At 55.5% G+C, this 20759-nt stretch carries 18 protein-coding genes; 9 read left to right on the plus strand and 9 right to left on the minus strand.

Annotation, left to right across the window (positions count from 1 at the left end; all coding sequences use genetic code 11):
* Positions 1 to 102 precede the first annotated feature (102 nt).
* From htpG to A6U95_RS23795, 6 genes are all read left to right on the plus strand, one after another.
* Positions 103 to 1968: a molecular chaperone HtpG gene (htpG, locus tag A6U95_RS23770; protein WP_065686289.1), complete on the plus strand. Its 1866-nt coding sequence runs from the start codon at positions 103 to 105 to the stop codon at positions 1966 to 1968.
* A 247-nt stretch (positions 1969 to 2215) separates the two neighbouring features.
* The gene (adk, locus tag A6U95_RS23775; protein ID WP_024528407.1) at positions 2216 to 2860 is read left to right on the plus strand and encodes an adenylate kinase; all 645 of its coding nucleotides are present in this window, start codon (positions 2216 to 2218) and stop codon (positions 2858 to 2860) included.
* 112 nt (positions 2861 to 2972) lie between these two features.
* Positions 2973 to 4106: a sugar diacid recognition domain-containing protein gene (locus A6U95_RS23780; protein WP_065686290.1), complete on the plus strand. Its 1134-nt coding sequence runs from the start codon at positions 2973 to 2975 to the stop codon at positions 4104 to 4106.
* Between the two features lie 135 nt (positions 4107 to 4241).
* On the plus strand, positions 4242 to 5390 hold the full coding sequence (locus A6U95_RS23785; RefSeq protein ID WP_065686291.1) for a glycerate kinase: 1149 nt from the start codon (positions 4242 to 4244) through the stop codon (positions 5388 to 5390).
* Between the two features lie 127 nt (positions 5391 to 5517).
* Positions 5518 to 6480 (plus strand): ferrochelatase, encoded by a 963-nt coding sequence (gene hemH / locus A6U95_RS23790; protein ID WP_065686292.1) that lies wholly within the window; start codon positions 5518 to 5520, stop codon positions 6478 to 6480.
* Between the two features lie 111 nt (positions 6481 to 6591).
* The gene (locus A6U95_RS23795; protein ID WP_024528411.1) at positions 6592 to 7896 is read left to right on the plus strand and encodes an inosine/guanosine kinase; all 1305 of its coding nucleotides are present in this window, start codon (positions 6592 to 6594) and stop codon (positions 7894 to 7896) included.
* A gap of 53 nt (positions 7897 to 7949) precedes the next feature.
* Here A6U95_RS23795 and ybaL read toward each other — a convergent pair whose 3' ends face one another.
* Positions 7950 to 9641 carry a YbaL family putative K(+) efflux transporter gene (gene ybaL / locus A6U95_RS23800; protein WP_065686293.1) on the minus strand — a complete coding sequence of 564 codons (1692 nt, stop codon included), beginning with the start codon at positions 9639 to 9641 and terminating at the stop codon, positions 7950 to 7952.
* A gap of 225 nt (positions 9642 to 9866) precedes the next feature.
* Positions 9867 to 11087, minus strand: coding sequence for an MFS transporter (locus tag A6U95_RS23805; RefSeq protein ID WP_065686294.1), 1221 nt, complete (start codon positions 11085 to 11087; stop codon positions 9867 to 9869).
* A 251-nt stretch (positions 11088 to 11338) separates the two neighbouring features.
* Here A6U95_RS23805 and ushA point away from each other — a divergent pair, with 251 nt between their 5' ends.
* The gene (ushA, locus tag A6U95_RS23810) at positions 11339 to 12991 is read left to right on the plus strand and encodes a bifunctional UDP-sugar hydrolase/5'-nucleotidase UshA (protein WP_024528414.1); all 1653 of its coding nucleotides are present in this window, start codon (positions 11339 to 11341) and stop codon (positions 12989 to 12991) included.
* Positions 12992 to 13033: 42 nt separating this feature from the next.
* Here ushA and ybaK read toward each other — a convergent pair whose 3' ends face one another.
* The 3 genes from ybaK to copA all read right to left on the minus strand — a co-directional run bounded on the left by ybaK (position 13034) and on the right by copA (position 17402).
* Complete coding sequence (gene ybaK, locus A6U95_RS23815; protein ID WP_065686295.1) at positions 13034 to 13513, minus strand: Cys-tRNA(Pro)/Cys-tRNA(Cys) deacylase YbaK; 480 nt, start codon at positions 13511 to 13513, stop codon at positions 13034 to 13036.
* 221 nt (positions 13514 to 13734) lie between these two features.
* On the minus strand, positions 13735 to 14538 hold the full coding sequence (locus tag A6U95_RS23820; RefSeq protein WP_065686296.1) for a TraB/GumN family protein: 804 nt from the start codon (positions 14536 to 14538) through the stop codon (positions 13735 to 13737).
* 149 nt (positions 14539 to 14687) lie between these two features.
* On the minus strand, positions 14688 to 17402 hold the full coding sequence (gene copA, locus A6U95_RS23825; RefSeq protein WP_065686297.1) for a copper-exporting P-type ATPase CopA: 2715 nt from the start codon (positions 17400 to 17402) through the stop codon (positions 14688 to 14690).
* A gap of 100 nt (positions 17403 to 17502) precedes the next feature.
* On the opposite strand from copA, the gene cueR reads away from it, so the two are divergent.
* Positions 17503 to 17904, plus strand: coding sequence for a Cu(I)-responsive transcriptional regulator (gene cueR / locus A6U95_RS23830; RefSeq protein ID WP_065686298.1), 402 nt, complete (start codon positions 17503 to 17505; stop codon positions 17902 to 17904).
* Here cueR and A6U95_RS23835 read toward each other — a convergent pair.
* The 4 genes from A6U95_RS23835 to A6U95_RS23850 all read right to left on the minus strand — a co-directional run bounded on the left by A6U95_RS23835 (position 17901) and on the right by A6U95_RS23850 (position 20062).
* Positions 17901 to 18359, minus strand: a complete 459-nt coding sequence (locus A6U95_RS23835; RefSeq protein WP_065686299.1) for an NfeD family protein — start codon at positions 18357 to 18359, stop codon at positions 17901 to 17903. The genes cueR and A6U95_RS23835 overlap by 4 nt on opposite strands.
* Before the next feature lie 2 nt (positions 18360 to 18361).
* The gene (locus A6U95_RS23840) at positions 18362 to 19267 is read right to left on the minus strand and encodes an SPFH domain-containing protein (RefSeq protein ID WP_021180096.1); all 906 of its coding nucleotides are present in this window, start codon (positions 19265 to 19267) and stop codon (positions 18362 to 18364) included.
* Between the two features lie 148 nt (positions 19268 to 19415).
* Complete coding sequence (locus tag A6U95_RS23845; protein ID WP_024528421.1) at positions 19416 to 19631, minus strand: hypothetical protein; 216 nt, start codon at positions 19629 to 19631, stop codon at positions 19416 to 19418.
* Between the two features lie 5 nt (positions 19632 to 19636).
* Positions 19637 to 20062 carry a hypothetical protein gene (locus A6U95_RS23850; RefSeq protein ID WP_024484425.1) on the minus strand — a complete coding sequence of 142 codons (426 nt, stop codon included), beginning with the start codon at positions 20060 to 20062 and terminating at the stop codon, positions 19637 to 19639.
* 350 nt (positions 20063 to 20412) lie between these two features.
* Between A6U95_RS23850 and A6U95_RS23855 the strand changes: the two genes are divergently transcribed.
* Complete coding sequence (locus A6U95_RS23855) at positions 20413 to 20754, plus strand: hypothetical protein (protein ID WP_024528423.1); 342 nt, start codon at positions 20413 to 20415, stop codon at positions 20752 to 20754.
* Positions 20755 to 20759: the final 5 nt, after the last annotated feature.

Genomic DNA, 20759 nt, shown 5'->3' on the forward strand with positions numbered 1-20759 from the left:
ACAAAAAATTCCCCGCCAGCCGCTTGAAAAACCACAGAGTTAACCCCATCTGATCCTCATTGCATGATTTGGTCACTACTGTCTTTGAGGTAATCAATGAGTATGAAAGGTCAAGAAACCCGTGGGTTCCAGTCTGAAGTCAAACAACTGCTTCATTTGATGATCCATTCGCTGTACTCCAATAAAGAAATCTTCCTGCGTGAGCTGATCTCCAACGCCTCCGATGCGGCAGACAAGCTGCGTTTCCGCGCGCTTTCCAAGCCTGAGCTGTATGAAGGTGATGGTGAACTACGCGTGCGTCTGTCTTTCGACAAAGAGAAGCGCACCCTGACGATTGCCGATAACGGCATCGGTATGAGCCGCGAAGAAGTGATCGAAAACCTGGGGACGATTGCCAAATCTGGTACCAAGGCCTTCCTGGAGTCTATCGGCTCAGACCAGGCTAAAGACAGCCAACTGATCGGTCAGTTCGGCGTGGGCTTCTACTCAGCGTTCATCGTGGCGGACAAAGTCACCGTACGTACCCGCGCGGCTGGTGCTGCGGAAGATCAAGGGGTGTACTGGGAGTCTGCCGGTGAAGGTGATTACACCATCGCCGATATCGACAAGGCCGATCGCGGCAGCGAAATTACCCTGCACCTGCGTGAAGGCGAAGACGAATACCTCGACGGCTGGCGTCTGCGCTCGGTGATTGGCAAATATTCCGATCACATTGCGCTGCCGGTAGAGATCGAAACCAAGAATGAAGAAGACGGCACCGTCACCTGGGAGAAAATCAACAAGGCGCAAGCGTTGTGGACTCGCAGCAAAGCCGACGTGACCGAAGAAGAGTACAAAGAGTTCTACAAGCATATTGCCCATGACTTTACCGATCCGCTGAGCTGGAGCCACAACCGGGTGGAAGGTAAGCAGGAGTACACCAGCCTGCTGTACATCCCGGCCCAGGCGCCGTGGGATATGTGGAATCGCGATCACAAACACGGCCTGAAGCTGTACGTTCAGCGCGTGTTTATCATGGATGACGCCGAGCAGTTCATGCCGAACTACCTGCGCTTTGTGCGTGGCCTGATCGATTCCAACGATCTGCCGCTGAACGTTTCGCGTGAAATCCTGCAGGACAGCCGTGTTACCCAGAACCTGCGTGGCGCGCTGACCAAACGTGTGTTGCAGATGCTGGACAAGCTGGCGAAAGACGATGCGGAAGCCTACCAGAAGTTCTGGCAGCAGTTCGGTATGGTACTGAAAGAAGGGCCAGCGGAGGACGGCGGCAACAAAGAGGCCATCGCCAAACTGCTGCGCTTTGCTTCTACGCACAATGACAGCTCGGCGCAAACCGTCTCGCTGGAAGAGTACGTCAGCCGCATGACCGAAGGCCAGGACAAGATTTACTACATCACTGCCGACAGTTATGCCGCCGCCAAGAGCAGCCCGCACCTGGAGCTGTTCCGCAAGAAAGGCATCGAAGTCCTGCTGCTGTCTGACCGTATCGATGAGTGGATGATGAGCTACCTGACCGAGTTTGACGGTAAGGTGTTCCAGTCGGTCAGCAAAGCGGATGAAGCGCTGGATAAACTGGCGGATGAAACCGAAGAGCAGAAAGAAGCCGAGAAGCAGCTGGAGCCGTTTATCGAGCGGGTCAAGACGCTGTTGGGTGAGCGAGTGAAGGACGTGCGTCTGACGCATCGTCTGACTGATACCCCGGCCATCGTCACCACCGATGCCGACGAGATGAGCACCCAGATGGCCAAACTGTTTGCCGCTGCGGGGCAAGCTGCGCCGGAAGTGAAGTATATCTTCGAGCTGAACCCAGAGCATGCGTTGGTCAAACGCGCATCCGATGTGGGCGATAACGAACAATTTGCCGAATGGATCGATCTGCTGTTGGATCAGGCCCTGCTGGCCGAGCGTGGGACGCTGGAAGATCCAAACCAGTTTATCCGCCGCATGAATAAGCTGTTGTCCGCTTAATCAGCAAAATACGCCCCAGACCTTAGAGTTTGGGGCGTAATCTCTTCTATTCCGGTTAAATTTTCTCGCTGCTTGCCTCGTTTCAGCCCGATCTTTCCGCAACCGATTTCCTCTCGCTACCTTGAGCCACCCCCCTCAGAAATGGTAAGGTTGAGTGTTTTCGAAATTTAATAAAAACTCAAACCCGATAGACTTCCGGCCGCGGCCCGAAGAATGAAGGGAAATACATAGCAAGGGGATTTACGCAATGCGTATCATTCTGCTGGGCGCTCCAGGCGCTGGTAAAGGCACTCAGGCTCAATTCATCATGGAGAAATACGGCATTCCGCAAATCTCCACGGGCGATATGTTGCGCGCAGCCGTTAAGGCCGGTTCTGAGCTGGGCAAAAAGGCGAAAGAAATCATGGACGCCGGCAAGCTGGTGACCGATGAGCTGGTTATTGCGCTGGTCAAAGAGCGTATTACCCAGGAAGACTGCCGTAACGGTTTCCTGCTGGACGGTTTCCCACGCACCATTCCACAGGCCGATGCGATGAAAGAAGCCGGCATTAAAGTGGATTACGTGCTGGAGTTCGACGTACCGGACGAACTGATCGTCGATCGTATCGTTGGCCGCCGCGTGCATGCGCCATCTGGCCGCGTGTACCACATCAAATTCAATCCGCCGAAGGTGGAAGGGAAAGATGACGCCACTGGCGAAGAGCTGACCACCCGTAAAGACGATCAGGAAGAGACCGTGCGTAAGCGCCTGGTGGAATACCATCAGATGACCGCACCGCTGGTGTCTTACTACCATAAAGAAGCCGAGGCGGGTAATACGTCCTACCACAAGATCGATGGCACCCGTAAGGTGACGGAAGTGAGCGCTGAGCTGGCGACCATTCTGGGCTAATCGGTGTCAAGGCTGTAGAAAACGCTGGGCTTGCTGTTGCTGCCCGGCGTTTTTTTTTGCCGCTTCATGCTAGGTTATCAGTGCTACCGTTTCGCCCGACAGGAAAAGCCGCATGCCCAGGCAGACAAATTTTTTGCAAGAAGCGACCGCGCGTCAGATCGTGCAACGCGCGATGAGCATCATTCACCATTCGGTCAACGTGATGGACAGCAACGGCGTCATTATTGCTTCCGGCAACGCCTCGCGTCTGTATCAGCGCCACGAAGGGGCGGTATTGGCTCTGACCGAAAACCGGGTGGTGGAGATTGATGAGGCCACGGCACAGCATCTGAAGGGGGTGCAACCCGGCATCAATCTGCCATTCAGTTTCCGCAATCAACTGGTCGGCGCGATAGGGGTTTCCGGCGATCCGGCTCAGGTGCGAGCCTATGGTGAACTGGTGAAAATGGCGGCGGAGCTGATGGTGGAACAGGCCGCGATGCTCGATCAACATCAGTGGGAGAAGCGTTACCGGGAAGAGCTGGCCAATCAACTGCTGCAAGGGCACAGTGAACCCGGTTCGCGCGAGGCGATGGCGGCCTATTTAGAACTGGATCTGCAACAGCCACGCATTGTCTGGCTGCTTGAGCTGTATGAGCCGCAGCCGCAGGCACTGAGAGGCTTGCTGGCAGAGCTGGAGATCACCCAGCGTGAGGCGCTTATCACCATGACCAGCTTTAATGAACTGGTGCTCTTGCGCCCAGCCTGTATGAGACAGGGCGTGTGGGACGTGCAGCAGGAGCGCAAGCTGGCCCAGCAACTCCAGCATGAGATCCAGCAACGCTTTGGCCTGCGGTTGATCGTCGGGGGCTTTTACAGTGGTGATGAGGGCGTCTACCGCTCCATTCAGACCGCGCGTGCAGTGCAAACCATGGCGCACCGCCTTAAGTTGCCCCAGCATACGCTATTTTATGATGACTACCCGCTGCCCTCTCTGTTGTGTGATTTGGGGGAGGATTGGCGAGCGCAGGAGCTATCCCGGCCCTGGCAGCAATTGAGCGTCCAGGATGAGAAAGGGATGCTGAGAAACACGCTGCGCCACTATTTCAATCAGAATTGTGACCAAACCAAGACTGCGGCACAGCTGCATATTCACGTTAACACCCTGCGTTACCGCCTACAGCGCGTAGAAAAAACGACTGGCCTGAAGATCAATCAATTGGCGGACGTCTTGCAACTGTATATCGGTATGTTGATGCAGGATTGAATTGTGTGAATGCACAAAATAACGTTATTTTTTACCCTTTTGTTTGTGTCTATCGCTAAAGAATTTCCGTTGTCGGCAGGGTATGGTATTCACTAACCGATGCAGTGGCATCCTCTGAAGATTAAGGCACTGTCGATGAACACCCTACAGAAAGTGGTAATTGCCCCCGACTCCTTTAAAGAGAGCCTGAGTGCTCAGGGTGTCGCAGAAGCGATCGAGCGTGGTTTCCGGCAAATCTATCCGCAGGCGCACTATGTGTTGCTGCCCATGGCGGACGGAGGCGAGGGCACCGTCGATGCGATGGTGGCCGCCACCGGTGGGGAAATCATCAATGTGCAGGTGAGCGGGCCGCAGGGCAAACCTACTGCTGCATTTTATGGTCTGTTGGGGGAAGGGAAAACCGCAGTTATCGAAATGGCGGCCGCGTCCGGGCTGCATCTGGTGGCGGGTGACGAACGCGATCCATTAGTGACCACCAGCTTTGGCACCGGTGAGCTGATCCTGGCGGCACTGCAACAAGGTGTAGACTCGATCATTTTGGGGATCGGCGGCAGCGCAACCAACGATGGCGGGGCGGGCATGATGCAGGCGCTGGGCGCTAAGCTACTCGACCATCATAATCAAGAATTAAGGCCCGGTGGCGCGGCGTTGGCGCAACTGGCGCATATCGATCTCAGACAATTGGATCCCCGCCTGCAGCAGGTGAAGATTACGGTAGCCTGTGATGTGGATAACCCGCTGTGTGGCGATCACGGGGCTTCAGCAATCTTCGGCCCACAGAAAGGGGCTACGCCGGAGAAGGTGCAGCAACTGGACAAGGCGCTGCATCATTACGGCACGCTCCTGGAGCAGAGCACCGGGCGCAAGGTATTGCAGGTGCCCGGCTCGGGCGCGGCAGGGGGCATGGGGGCGGCATTGATCGGTTTTCTGGCCGCTGAGCTGCGGCCAGGCATCGAAATCGTGATCGAAACGCTGCATCTGGAAGATGCGGTACGTAATGCTGACCTGGTGATCACGGGTGAAGGGCGGCTCGACAGCCAGTCGATCCACGGCAAAACCCCGATCGGCGTTGCGCGGGTAGCCAAGCGCCACCAATTACCGGTGATTGCCATTGCCGGTAGCCTGTCAAAAGACTATCAGGTGGTGCATCAACACGGCATCGACGCCGCTTTCTCGGTGATCGACCGCATCGTGACGCTGCCAGAGGCGCTGGCGGACGCGGCCCATAACCTGGAAGTCACGGCGCGTAACGTAGCCGCCGTCTGGCAACTGGCGCAAAAATAACCCCCGTTCTACCTGTTATTGATATAGGTTCCGGTCCGGCGCTTTTCCGTTACAATAGGCCGCATGAGTGGCTGTTAATACGCTGAGAAATAACAGGGTATTTGCCGGGAAGGACAAGGGGATCGGAATGAAACAAGAGAAACACGGGGTATTGCTGGTGAATCTGGGTACGCCAGAGGCACCTACTCCGCAGGCGGTAAAACGCTATCTGAAAGAATTTCTCAGTGACAACCGGGTGGTCGATACTGCCCCGCTGATCTGGTGGCCAATTCTTAACGGCATCATTCTGCCGATCCGTTCACCGCGTGTGGCAAAGCTTTATCAATCCGTCTGGATGGAAGAAGGCTCACCGTTGCTGGTCTATAGCCGCCGCCAACAGCGGGAGCTGGCGGCGCGTATGCCAAATACCCCGGTAGAACTGGGCATGAGCTACGGTTCACCCAGCCTGGCACAGGCGATCGACAGCCTATTGGCGCAGGGCGTGACCAATCTGGTGGTGTTGCCGTTGTATCCGCAATACTCGTGTTCGACCAGCGCCGCAGTCTGGGATGGTGTGGCGCGGGTGCTGAAAGGCTATCGCCGCCTGCCATCGATTGGCTTTATCCGTGACTATGCCGAGCACCCAGCGTATATCCTGGCTTTGCAGCAAAGCGTTGAGCGGTCGTTCGCTGAACACGGTAAGCCCGATCGCCTGGTGATGTCGTTCCACGGTATTCCCAAACGCTACGCCACTCTGGGTGATGATTACCCGCAACGTTGCGAAGATACCTACCGCGCGTTGGCGGCGGCCATACCTCTGTCCCCAGATCGGGTGATGATGACCTATCAATCGCGTTTTGGCCGGGAGCCTTGGCTGACGCCGTACACCGACGAAACCCTGAAGAGCCTGCCAGCGCAAGGGGTGAAGCATATCCAACTGATCTGCCCCGGTTTTTCTGCAGATTGCCTGGAAACGCTGGAGGAGATCAAAGAGCAGAACCGCGAAATCTTCCTTGAGGCGGGGGGCGAGAAGTTTGAATACATCCCGGCACTTAATGATGACGCCGCCCATATCGATATGATGCAACAGCTGGTGGGTCAACGGCTGTAATCAAGCCGGCTTTTCACCGCTCGGCTAGCAAAATGCTCACGTGAAAGCGCAGCAATCAGGCGGGAATGTGCTAACATTCCTGCCTGTTCACCGCAACTCACCGCCAATCACATGAAATTTCCTGGTAAACGTAAATCCAAACATTATTTTCCGGTCAACGCTCGCGATCCGTTATTGCAGCAGACACAGCCTGAAAATGAAGTCAGTACCTCTTATGTCGTCGGTATCGATCAGACGCTGGTAGATATCGAAGCTAAAGTGGATGATGCGTTTGTTGAACGCTACGGCCTTAGCCTGGGCCATTCGCTGGTCATTGAAGACGACGTTGCCGAGGCGCTGTATCAGGAACTGAGCGACAACAACCTGATCACTCATCAATTTGCCGGTGGCACCATCGGTAACACCCTGCACAACTACTCGGTACTGGCGGACGATCGTTCCGTGCTGCTCGGCGTGATGTGCAGCAACGTCAAAATTGGCAGCTATGCCTATCGCTATCTGTGCAACACCTCCAGCCGTACCGATCTCAACTACCTGCAAGCGGTGGATGGGGCCATTGGCCGCTGCTTTACGCTGATTAGCGAGAGCGGCGAGCGCACCTTTGCCATCAGCCCGGGGCAGATGAACCAGCTACGCCCGGAAAGCATTCCTGAAGAAGTGATCGCAGGGGCTGCCGCGTTGGTACTGACCTCCTACCTGGTGCGTTGCAAACCCGGTGAGCCAATGCCGGAAGCCACCATGCAGGCGATCGCGTTTGCCAAAAAGCATGATGTACCGGTGGTGCTGACGCTGGGCACCAAGTATGTCATTGCGGATAACCCGGTGTGGTGGCGTGATTTTCTCAGGGAACATGTTTCCATTCTGGCGATGAATGAAGATGAGGCGCTGGAACTCACTGGGTTGAGCGATCCGCTGATGGCCTCAGAGATGGCATTGGACTGGGTAGATTTGGTGCTGTGTACCGCTGGGCCAAACGGTCTGTACATGGCAGGCTACACCGAAGAGGCCAACAAGCGTGAAACTCAGCATCCGCTGTTGCCGGGCCATATCGCCGAGTTTAACCGCTTCGAATTCAGCCGTGCGATGCGCCGTGCAAGCTGCGAAAACGCGCTCAAGGTCTATTCGCATATCGCCCCGTATATGGGCGGCCCGGAAAAGATCATGAATACCAACGGTGCGGGCGACGGTGCGTTGTCTGCGCTGCTGCATGATATCGCCGCTAACGGCTATCACCGTAACAACGTGCCAAACTCCAGCAAGCATGTACGTAGCTACCTGACCTATTCTTCATTGGCGCAGGTTTGCAAATATGCCAACCGCGTTAGCTATCAGGTGCTTAACCAGCACTCGCCACGTTTGACCCGTGGGCTGCCGGAGCGGGAAGACAGTCTGGAAGAGTCTTACTGGGAACGGTAACCAACAACAACCGGTAAGAGCGCGGTTTTAGCGCTCTTACCGGCTTAATGGCTTCAGATTGGGCAGGCGGCCAGCTTTTCTTCGTCCGACAGCGTATCCAGCTTGAGGATATTCAACATGCTGTTGGCGATCTCACGTTCACCCATCACCACCTGATCGGCACCCCGGTCGGAAATATACGAAACCTCGTCGTCGTAATGAGCGCGGGCGATAATCTCCAGAGTAGGGCGCTTGGTGCGGGCCGAGGCCACGATCTCACCGGCTTCATAACCGTTGGGAATGGTCAGCAGCAACCAGCGTGCGCAGTCGAGCCGCGCCAGTTCCATGATCTCAGGATTGGCTGCATTGCCTAACACCGCTTTGATCCCTTGAGCGCGCAGCGCTTCTACTCGGGGGCGGGAGTTTTCTATCACCACCATCGAGACGCCCTCTTCGCTCAGCTTGGCCCCAAGCAGGCTACCAACCCGACCATAACCCACGACGACGGCGTGATTGCAGATATCGACCGGGATCTGCTTCTCTTCCTCCACCGCTTCTTCCAGGATCTGATCCTCGATGGTTTCCGTCTTGGCCAGATAGCGCTCCAGCAAGGTAAACAGCAGCGGGTTGAGCATGATTGACAGGATCGCTCCGGCCAGCACCAGATTGCGGCCATGCTGATCCATCATGCCCAGCGTGACCCCCAATCCGGCCAGGATAAAGGCGAACTCACCAATCTGCGCCAGGCTGGCGGAAATGGTTAGCGCGGTACGCTTGGAGTGACCGAACATTTTGACCAGTGCGAAGGCTGCCACCGATTTACCAAACAGGATAATCGCCAGCGTTGCCAACACCGCCAGCGGTTGGTTGATCAGGATCATCGGGTCGAACAGCATACCGACCGAGACAAAGAACAGCACCGCAAAGGCGTCACGCAGCGGCAGCGTATCGTGCGCTGCGCGGTGGCTCAGTTCCGATTCGTTCAGCACCATACCGGCAAAGAAGGCACCCAGGGCAAATGAGACGTCAAACAGGCCGACAGCGCCGTAGGCAATACCCAGCGCCAGTGCCAATACCGCCAGCGTAAACAGCTCGCGCGAGCCGGTACTGGCGGTTTTTGCCAGGATCCATGGCACCACACGGCGGCCGACGATAATCATCAGCGCGATAAAGGCGATAACCTTGCCAATGGTGATGGCCAACTCGGTGAGCAGTTGCGTGGTGCTGGCGGTATCGCTGTTGAGCATATTGGCAAACGCCGGCAGCAGCACCAGGGCCAACACCATGGCCAAATCTTCGACAATCAGCCAGCCGATGGCGATCTGCCCACGTTGGCTGTCGATCAGTTGCCGTTCTTCCAGGGCGCGCAGCAGTACCACGGTACTGGCGGTGGACAGACACAGGCCGAACACCAGGCCGGAAACCAAATCCCAGCCCATCAGTTTGGACAGCCCCATCCCCAACACCGTCGCGACGGCGATTTGGGCAATGGCCCCTGGGATAGCGATATTTTTTACTGCGAGGAGATCTTTAAGCGAGAAATGGAGACCAACACCGAACATCAGCAGGATCACCCCAATCTCCGCGAGTTCCGGCGCCAACGAGGTATCAGCGACGAAACCGGGGGTAAACGGGCCGGCAAGTACGCCTGCGGCCAGATACCCTACCAATGGGGAGATGCGCAGGCGGTTTGCCAGCATTCCGAAGAGGAAGGCGAGTACTAACCCTCCAACAATAGTGGTGATCAAGGGTGTTGAATTATGCATCCATACTCCTCTGGTTGTGCTCACGGATGTTACGAAAGGATACATTTAGTTTATTGCATTTGTGCTTTCATTGCTTAGCTAATTTAGGGTTTTGTGTAAAAAACCAGACTATTCGTCTATTATGGCAGAAGGAAGGGGAATTATGGTGTAATTGACCGGATTAAATGGGGTTTCGGAGTAGATAACCCGGTTTAACTTCTGCGCTAAACCGGGGTGATGTCAGGGTTAATGCTGGTTATGCTCCATATTTGGTAGCAATGCGGTGATAATGCCGATAAGCGGCAGGAATGCACAGATTTGATAAACCAGCTCGATACTGGTCAAATCGGCGACATAACCAAGAACTGCCGCGCCTAACCCGCCCATACCGAAAGCAAAACCGAAGAATAGCCCGGAAACCATCCCCACTTTGCCGGGGATCAGCTCTTGCGCATACACCAGAATGGCCGAGAAGGCCGAGGCCAGAATAACCCCGATGATCACCGTCAAAATCCCGGTCCAGTAGAGAGAAGCATGGGGTAAAGCCAGGGTAAATGGGGCAGCGCCCAGGATAGAACCCCAAATTACATATTTACGCCCGAACTTATCTCCCAAAGGCCCGCCAATGATGGTTCCTGCTGCCACGGCAAACAGGAAGGCAAACAAATGGAATTGGGCATTCTGTATCGAAACGCCGAACTTATGTATGAGATAAAAGGTGTAATAGCTGCTAATACTCGCCAAGTAGAAGTATTTGGAGAATATCAGCACCAGCAGGATGCTTAAGGAGAACACGACGGTACGTTTTGGCAGCGGTTTGACCAGGGAAGCGGTTTTTGGCTTGCCTTGGGCTGCCCGATGTTGCTGCTGATACCATTTACTGACTTGCAACAGGACCACAATGGCCAGCAGCGCAGCCAGTGAGAACCAGGCGATATTTCCCTTGCCGTAGGGGGCGATAATCAGCGCGGCCAACAGCGGGCCGAGTGAACTGCCGAAGTTGCCCCCCACCTGGAACAGCGACTGGGCCAAACCGTGCCGTCCACCGGATGCCATGCGAGCAACGCGGGATGACTCAGGATGGAATACCGAGGAACCGGTGCCCACCAACGCGGCCGCCAGCAGCACCAGAGGGAAGGTGTTGGCCACCGAAAGCAGCAGTAAGCCCGACAGGGTGAATCCCATGCCGATGGGTAGCGAATAAGGCTGCGGGTGCTTGTCTGTATAATAACCAATCAGCGGTTGTAGCAGCGATGCGGTGAGCTGATAGGTCAGGGTGATCATCCCGATCTGCACAAAGCTGAGGCTAAAATCGGCTTGCAAAATCGGGTAAATCGCCACGATCAGCGATTGCATCATATCGTTGAGCAGGTGAGAAACGCTGATAGCACCGAGAATAGAGAACGCTGTGCCTTTGGCCGCGCTGCTGGTTACCGGTGGAATATCCGTTTCACTACGGTCAGTCATATTATTATTAGCCTGGTAAGTGAGAGGAGAGAGCCGACATCTTATAACGTTCATCTTTCGTCCGACAACGGGGTAGCTGATTCTCTCTCGATCATTATGTGCTATCGGGAGCGCCGATCAAATTCTGACCGGCCGTGCCTTTCCGACATAATTTGACGTATGTCGCAAAAATTTGAAATTAGTTGCAGCCGATTCGCGTTACAATTTCGTCCTCATCAAAAAATACCCATTATTAACAATGGAGATCTGCCATGCGCTTTTCGCTTCACACCACCGCATGTGCGTTGGCTGTTTCCCTGACGTTGTTTTCAGGAACGGTCAGTGCCTGGGAAAAGGATAAAACCTACGATATCACCATCCTGCACACCAACGATCATCACGGCCATTTCTGGCAGAACGATCATGGCGAGTACGGCCTAGGGGCGCAAAAGACGCTGGTGGACAGTATCCGTCAGGAAGTGGCGGCGAAAGGCGGCAGCGTGCTGCTGCTGTCCGGTGGGGACATCAACACCGGCGTGCCAGAGTCGGATTTGCAGGATGCAGAACCCGACTTCCGTGGCATGACGCTGATCGGCTACGACGCGATGGCGATCGGCAACCACGAATTCGACAACCCGCTCAGCGTGTTGCGCCAGCAGGAGAAGTGGGCTTCTTTCCCGCTACTGTCCGCCAACATTTATCAAAAAAGCACCCAGCAACGCCTGTTCAAGCCTTATGCCCTGTTTGAAAAGCAAGGGGTGAAGATTGCGGTGATCGGCCTGACCACCGATGACACCGCAAAAATCGGCAACCCGGAATACTTTACCGATATCGAATTCCGTGTCCCGGCGCAAGAAGCCAAGCAGGTGGTGGAGCAGTTGCGCAAAGATGAAAAGCCGGACGTGATTATCGCTGCCACCCACATGGGCCACTACGACGATGGTAACCATGGCTCCAACGCGCCGGGGGACGTAGAGATGGCACGTAGCCTGCCTGCGGGCTATCTGGATATGATTGTCGGTGGGCATTCGCAAGATCCGGTCTGTATGGCGAGTGAAAACCACAAACAGGTGGATTATGTACCGGGCACGCCTTGCTCGCCAGATCGCCAAAACGGGACCTGGATCGTCCAGGCTCACGAATGGGGTAAATACGTTGGTCGTGCCGACTTCCAGTTCCGCAACGGCGAACTGAAATTGATGCATTACCAGCTGATCCCGATCAACCTGAAGAAAAAGGTAGAGAAAGCCGACGGCACCAGCGAGCGGGTCTATTACACCCAGCAGATCCAGGAAGATCCGTCGATGATGAAGCTGCTGACGCCGTTCCAGGACAAGGGCAAGGCCCAGTTGGAAGTGAAAGTGGGCAGCGTCAACGGCAAACTGGAAGGGGATCGCAGTAAAGTCCGCTTCGTGCAGACCAACCTTTCGCGCGTGCTGCTAGCCGCGCAGATGGAACGCGCCAACGCAGACTTCGCCGTGATGAGCGGTGGTGGTGTGCGTGACTCGATCGAGGCTGGTGATATCACCTATAAAAACGTGCTCAAGGTGCAGCCGTTTGGCAACACGCTGGTGTATGTCGATATGAAAGGCAGCGAGGTTGAGCCGTATCTGGCAGCGGTAGCCAATATGAAGGTGGATTCCGGTGCCTATGCGCAGTTCGCCAACGTCAGCTTGGTGGCGGACGGCAAAGGCGTTAGCGACGTCAAGATCAAGGGTGAACCTTTACAGGCAGACAAGACCTATCGTATGGCGACGCTGAACTTCAACGCCCTGGGCGGCGACGGTTATCCGAAGATCGATACCCTGCCAAGCTACGTCAATACCGGCTTTATCGATGCGGAAGTGCTCAAGCAGTATATCGAGAAGCACTCACCGCTGGATGCGGCGGCGTACGAGCCTAAAGGCGAGATCGTTTACAAGTAAGGTGACATAGGCCGTTGCAGAGGAAGCTAACGGCCTACTTTTTCAGTCCCGCTTGGCGATCTCGGCGAAGGTGCCGGACAGCAAGCGGCACAGATCGCTAGCCGCCAATTCAATATCCAACCCGCGTTTGCCGCCGGAAACGAAAATGGTGGCAAACTGTTGCGCTGGGCTGTCGATCACCGTGGGCAAGCGTTTCTTTTGCCCGAGTGGGCTGATCCCGCCAACCAGATAACCCGTCACACGTTGAGCGACTGTCGGATCGGCCATTTCGGCTTTCTTGGCCCCTAGCGCTTTCGCCACCTTCTTCAAATCCAACTGGGTCGAGACCGGCGTGACCGCTACGGCCAGATTTTTCGCATCGCCATTGAGGGACACCAACAGCGTTTTGTAGACCTGTTCGGCGTTCAGCCCCAGCTTTTTTACCACCTCGTCGCCAAAGTTGGTTTCTTCGCTATCGTGGTGATACGCGTGGAGGGTGAAGGCCACCTTTTGTTTTTCAAGCAGAACCACTGCGGGTGTCATAATCTCTTTTCCAAAACTGTGGGACGTTGTCATCGGTGGCAACGAAACGATAAAAATGGAGCCGAATGAGCAACCTGTGCCAAGGAGGATGAAAGGCAGTTGCCAATAGGTTCGTCAGGTTGCTACCCTGTCTATTGTAATCGTTAACACGGTTACAATGCGTATAACTAAAATATGAAAAATTCCTCTTTGACTGGCCAATAGCGATATTGGCCACTTTTTTATCGTGCCTGCAGCATGGCCGGTAAATTGTTTTCGCCATACAGATGCAAAGCACCGACCGCCACCACATAGTTTCCCGGCGGTAACGCTTCCAGCTTTTGCTGCCAGTGGCGATTGCGGCGGTGCATCAATACATCGTACAACTCGGCACTGAAGGTGGAGGGCAGCGTTTCCAACGTGGCGTGCGGCTTGGCGTCCAGCCACCAGCTCACCATGGTTTGCAGCAAACGGGCGTTGGTGTGCCAGTGCTCTAACGTATCGTGCAGCAGGGCCATACCGCCTTCTGGCAGTTGTTCCAGCATGCTCAGCTGTTCCTCGGCTCCTTCCAGTTCGATCACTGGCATCTGCTGCACTTTAGCGGCTTGCAATAGCTGGTAATCAATCCCGTATTCGGCGCGTAAACCCAGCCGCTGTGCCTGCCGCGCTTGCATCATCAGCGCAACCTGCCAGCCAGGAAGGGCAGAGAAGCTCTCAACATCCGCCCCTAACTCCTGGCATAGCACCTGCAACCTTTGGAATTCTTCATTACCAAGGCGTTGTTCAAGTTCGAGTTGCGGCTCAGCGTGGCCAAATGGCGAAGAGGAACCGGTGATATCGGCCTCAACAATTAACGCATCGGCCTGGCGCAGGCGTGCTGCTAACCGGGCAGGCAGGGGCGACATATCGACGGTGCCCATATGAATGCTGCCGACCAAATGCAGTTGGCGATTTCCCGTAAGCCTGATGTCCAGGGCCGGGTAGGTGTAGCTCTGCGGGGAAATAATACCGAGAAAGGTAGCAATGCGGCGTAACAGTTGACCCATACAGCGTGGCTCCTGATCCTTTCCACCAGCGTGCAGGATGGCTGCTGGCTTTTCCCCATGCTAAACGCTAAGTGGCTGACAATAAAGCCCGAGGGCAGGGGAATTATCTCAAAAGGCCGGAGCGCGATGGGTTGCGCCCCGGTGGAGGGTTACTGCTTGGGTTTAAAACGCAGTAATCGGTTGGCGTTGCTGACCACGGTAATGGAGGAGAGAGCCATAGCTGCGCCAGCGACTACTGGGCTGAGCAGGGTACCTGTCAGCGGGTACAGCACACCGGCGGCAATGGGAATGCCAAGTGCGTTATAGATAAATGCCCCGAGCAGGTTCTGCTTCATATTACGCAGCGTTGCCTTCGACAAGGCCAGCGCGTCCGCCACGCCGTTCAGGCTGTGACGCATCAGGGTGATCGCCGCGGTTTCAATGGCGATATCACTGCCGCCGCCCATGGCGATCCCGACATCGGCCTGAGCCAGCGCGGGGGCGTCATTGATGCCGTCACCAACCATCGCGACCCGGTGGCCAAGTGCCTGCAACTGTTTGATCGCTTCGGCCTTACCATCGGGCAACACGCCAGCAATCACGCGGTCAATACCGGCCTCTTTGGCAATCGCGTTGGCCGTCACCGGGTTATCGCCCGTTAACATCACCAGTTGATAACCTTGTTGATGCAGGCGCTGTAGTGCGCTCACGCTGTCACTGCGTAACGGATCGCGGATGGCGATCAGCGCGGCAGGCTTGCCATTGGCAGCCAGCAGCACCGGCGTGATACCGCGTTCAGCCTGTTGCTGTATCTGCTGCGTGAGCTCATCGGTCGCGATCTGATTCTCTTGCAACAGCTTGGCGTTACCCAGCAACAGCTGCACACCTTCAACCTCACCGCTGACGCCGGAGCCGCGCAACGTCCGGAACTGCTCTACAGTAGGCAATGTCTGCCCTTTAGCCTGTTCGACGATGGCGCGCGCCAGTGGGTGGTTAGCCCCTTGTTCCAGCGCGGCGGCCCAACGTAAGGCCTGCTGCTCATCCACCTGGTTAAAGGTGATGATTTCCACCACGCGCGGCTGGCCTTCCGTTAGCGTACCGGTTTTATCGAACACCAGCGTATCGAGATTGCTGGCCTGCTGCAGCGCATCGGCGTCACGCACCAGCACGCCAAACTCCGCGGCCCGGCCAACGCCAGAGATAATTGACATCGGCGTTGCCAGCCCCAAAGCGCATGGGCAGGCAATAATCAGCACCGTGGTGGCGATCACCAGCGTGTAGACCAACTGCGGTTGTGGGCCAAAGAAGTACCAGATAGCGGCGCTGAACAGAGCGATGGCGACCACGGTGGGCACAAATACCGCCGAGATGCGGTCTGCCAGCTTACCGATTTCCGGTTTGCTGCTTTGCGCCTGGCGCACCAGCTTGATAATACGTGCCAGCGTGGTTTGAGTGCCTATGGCGGCCGCGCGAAACAGCACGCTGCCGTCGTCTACCACCGTACCGGCATGCACCGTATCGCCGACGCCTTTTTGCTGCGGCAACGCTTCGCCGGTCAGCATGGCTTCATCGATCCACACTTCGCCCTGCACGATTTCGCCGTCAACCGGGATGCGATCGCCAGTCGTCAGGCGCAACGTCATGCCTAATTGCACTTCTGCCAGCGGGATACTTTGCTCCCCCTGTTCGGTGACCAGCCTGGCGGTTGGCGGAGTGAGATCCAGTAGCCGTTCCAGCGCCTGGGAAGAACGCTGCCGCGCGCGCTGCTCCATGGCATGACCAAGGTTGATCAGGCCGATGATCATCGCACTGGCTTCGTAATACAGATGCCGTGCCTCCATCGGGAAGAAGTCTGGCCACAGGTTGACGCTGATGGAATACAGCCAGGCGGCACCGGTCCCCAAGGCGACCAGCGTATCCATGGTGGCACTGCCGTTCATCAACGATCGCCAGGCATTGCGGTAGAAGTGGCCACCGGCAAACACCATTACTGCCAGGGTAATGATGCCGACTATCAGCCACGGCCTCTGGGTTTCTGGCGTCAGTGACATACTGCCGCCAAACACGCCCCAGGCCATCAACGGTACGCCCACTGCCAAGCCTAATGCGGCCTGCCAGCGAAAGCGTTTCATATTAGCCTGCGCGGTTTGCTGTTGGCGTTCACGACGTTTGGTTTCGTCCTGGATCATCTCGGCGCCATAGCCCGCTTTTTCCACCGCAGCGACCAACGCCTGCGGTGTGGCCTTCCCGGTGATCAGGGCGCTGCGCTCCGCCAGGTTTACCCGCGCCAACTCAACACCGGGGACGTTCTGTAATGCCGTCTGAACTTTATTGACGCAGCTGGCACAGGTCATACCGTTGAGCAACAGCTGGATGCTGTCGTCGTCAGTCTTGATTGCCGGAAGGGAAGAGGGGGCCGCTGCCTGGGGTTCCGGCAAGGTTGGTGCAGATTCAGTCAGCGGCTCAGTTTTTGGGTGGCTATTGGCTCCCGCCTGGCTGGCGTGATAGCCCGCATCCTCGACCGCAGCGATGAGCTGCTCTGGTGTGGCATCGCCATAGACTTTGGCACCCTCAATGGTAACATCGGCGGCGATCACGCCCGGCACCGCTTCCAGCGCTTTACGGGTGCTGCCCACGCAATGCATGCAGGAGAGGCCGGAAAGTTGTAACTCGGTGTCTGCCTGATGGGCGACTTCTGCCTGGAAGCCCGCGGCAACGACGCTGTCAATCAGCTCGGCAGCCGGGGCTGCGCCGGTGATTTTAGCGTAGTGAACGTTGACGTTGGCCTGTTCGACATCTGCGCGACTTTCCAAGGCTTTTTTCACCTTTTGCGCGCAGTTCATGCAGGAGAGTCCCTGCAACGCCAGCACGGTAGTTTGTGACATGATGGTTTTCCTCGCAAAATAATGGCGGTTGACCGCCTAGGTTCTTTTCATTGAGAATGATCTTAAACCTTCCAGCAAGGGTAAGGTCAAGGGAGATAAAGTGAATATCAGCGACGTTGCCAAAAAAACCGGTTTGACCAGTAAAGCCATCCGTTTTTATGAAGAGAAAGGATTGGTGACCGCCCCGATCCGTACGGACAACGGCTACCGCAGCTACAGCGCCAGGCATATTGAAGAACTGACGTTATTGCGCCAGGCTCGCCAGGTGGGATTCAACCTTGACGAGTGCCGTGAACTGGTCGCGTTGTTCAACGATCCGGCGCGGCACAGTGCCGATGTCAAAGCCCGCACGCTGCAGAAAGTCGCCGATATCGAAAAGCACATCAGCGAACTGGGGGAAATGCGCCAACGGCTGCTGGCGCTGGCGGATCAATGCCCTGGCGATGAAGGCGCAGACTGCCCGATCATTAATAATCTGGCAGGCTGCTGCCACAAAGGCTAGCGCGTAATGGCGCGGATCACCAAGGTGGTGCCTTCGACCGCCACCACTTCAACTTCGGTGCCGATCGGCAGATCCTCGTTGGCTTGCGCGCGCCAGCTGCTGTCGGCGATATTAATGCGGCCATGGCCGTTATGCATCGCCTCGGTCAGCGTGGCACGGGTGCCGATCAGTTGACGGTTACGCTGGTTGAGCACCGGGGAACCGCTGGTTGTCGTTGGCCGCTTGCGCAGCCAGTACCACCATAGATAGGCCACGGCGATGGTCATCACGGCAAACAGGGAACCCTGCCACTCCCAACTCAACTCCGGCAGCAGCCAGATAATTACCCCGACAATCACCGCAGAAACGCCGCTCCACAGCAGATAGCCGCTGGCACCGAGCATTTCCGCGGCTAACAGCAGCCCGCCTAACGAGATCCAGAACCATTGTGGGTTTGCTGCGATCTGTTCCAGCATAATTACTTACCTTTGCTGTCTTTCAGCAATTCGGTAATACCGCCGATAGAGCCCAGCAGGCTGCTGGCATCCAGCGGCATCATGATCACTTTGCTGTTATTGGCCGAGCCAATCTTCTGCAATGCGTCGGTGTATTTCTGGGCTACGAAGTAGTTAATCGCCTGGATATTACCGGTGGCGATGGCGTCAGATACCAACTGGGTTGCCCGTGCTTCTGCTTCGGCGGCACGTTCACGCGCTTCTGCCTGCAAGAACGCCGACTGGCGTTCGCCTTCGGCTTTCAGGATCTGTGATTGCTTATCCCCTTCGGCGCGCAGGATCGCGGCTTGACGTACCCCTTCCGCTTCCAGAATGTCGGCACGCTTGGTTCGTTCGGCCTTCATCTGGGCGTTCATCGCCACAATCAGTTCGGCCGGTGGACGAACGTCACGGATTTCGATACGGGTAATTTTGACGCCCCAAGGGTTGGTGGCCTCATCGACGATATGCAGCAGGCGGCTGTTGATACTATCGCGCTGTGACAGCATTTCGTCGAGCTCCATGGAGCCGAGCACGGTACGGAAGTTGGTCATGGTCAGGTTAACGATCGCCTGCTCGAGGTTACTGACCTCATAGGCGGCACGGGCCGGATCGACCACCTGGATAAAGCAGACGGCATCGATTGACACGTTGGCGTTATCGCGCGAGATAATTTCCTGGGAAGGGATATCCAGCACCTGCTCCATCATATTGATCTTGCGGCCAATACGATCCATAAAAGGTACTACCAGGTTTAAACCCGGCATCAGCGTTTTGGTATAACGGCCGAAGCGCTCTACCGTCCATTGGAAGCCCTGCGGGACAATTTTGATGCTCGAGAAGACGATAATCAACGCGACAACGATCACGATCGGAATAATGGTAAACATGGCACAACCTCCTGTCAGACATATTGCTAGATATTACGCCAGCGACAGGGGGAATGCCTAATGTATCACCAATGTAAGGCCATTTTTTGCAGAAAACGCCAGCATGTCGCCGTGAATGGGCCGTTTTAACCGGGTTTACCAAGCTGGCTTAACGTTGCCATGAAGTGATAATGGAGACTTCTTCAGGATCCGCGTCGAATTTGCTCAGCGTCACGGTGTGGCCGTCGGTCAGCAACACGCTGACCGCCATGCCGATCACGCCGGACTGCAGATCGGTCTGCTCGATATGTTGAAGCGCTTTAAGACAAACGAATTGCTGCATCTCGGGCAAATGTTTGAATCTGTCGGTTTGGGATTTTTTCAAGAGAGCTATCCTTTGGCGCTGCCGACGATTTGGCCATCACGCAGCAACACAATCTTGTGTTTCTGCCGGTACCAGATGGCGGTGTAAACACCTTTCTGATAAACCTGTGCATACTGGTTTTCTTCGGTCAACGCGGCTGCCGTTTGCTCAATGTAGCCCTGTTTGATATCCGGCGAGATCTTGATGTCTATCCCGGCAATACGTGCCTGCAGTGTCTTGCTCTTTGCCGATTGCGCGTACTGTTTTGCCGCATTTTCCAACGCCTGCTTCTCTGCCGCAGCGTAAATGGCGGTCTGACGGTTTTGTTCGGCCAGATAGCAGGTATCTTTGGAAACGCCCTGTGCTTCACATTCAGCCATGCGCGATGCCGTAGAAGTGCAGCCAGCCAGCAAGATGGCAATCACCACGGTAGACAGTGTCCTAATCATCATTTTTAGTTCTTCGAGTTAGTCAGGATGGCACCGGAGTGTTCCTGTGTTTATTTATGCATTTTTTTAGAAGCTATTAGCTACTAAATAAAGCGGTTTTTAGCCTGGTTTGTTGATTTACCGAACTGATGCTACAGAATATTCTTAGACAAGCATCACGTTTTAACCATTCTGTTGATTAATGTCAATTTTTGTCAGCTACTGAGAACAGATCTCAAAAGCTATTTACATGTAGCTAATAGCTCCTTAATTTGAGTTAAGTTAACTCTGTGTCGGAATTTACGTAGCTGTGGGGGACGGAATTTATGTGCTAAACTGCGGCATGTCTGTAGAGAGTAAGAGGAAATCGCAGGGTGGATAATCAAGCAGAGTTTAAAAGCTATCTGGAACGATTAGGCATTGAGCAACCTGCACTGTGCATACTCTTGGGGGTGCAGCGCAGCACCCTGAATAAATGGGTCAATGGCACGGTAACTGCAATCCCGGCCATCGCCACGACTGCGGTCAAAATGCTGTGGTTTATCAAAGAGTCCGATCCGGAGCTGTTCCAGCGCTGGATGATGATCCAGGACTTTGGCGTGCCAGCAGAGTACGCGACCAATGACAAGGCGTATGAATTTCTGCACGTCCTGAAGCGTGAGCCGTCACCGCCGATTAAGAAACTCCGGGCCCAGGTGGCGGCCCAGAAGCGATAAAATCG

The organism is Serratia sp. 14-2641, from assembly GCF_001692375.1.
GTDB lineage: Bacteria > Pseudomonadota > Gammaproteobacteria > Enterobacterales > Enterobacteriaceae > Chania > Chania fonticola_C.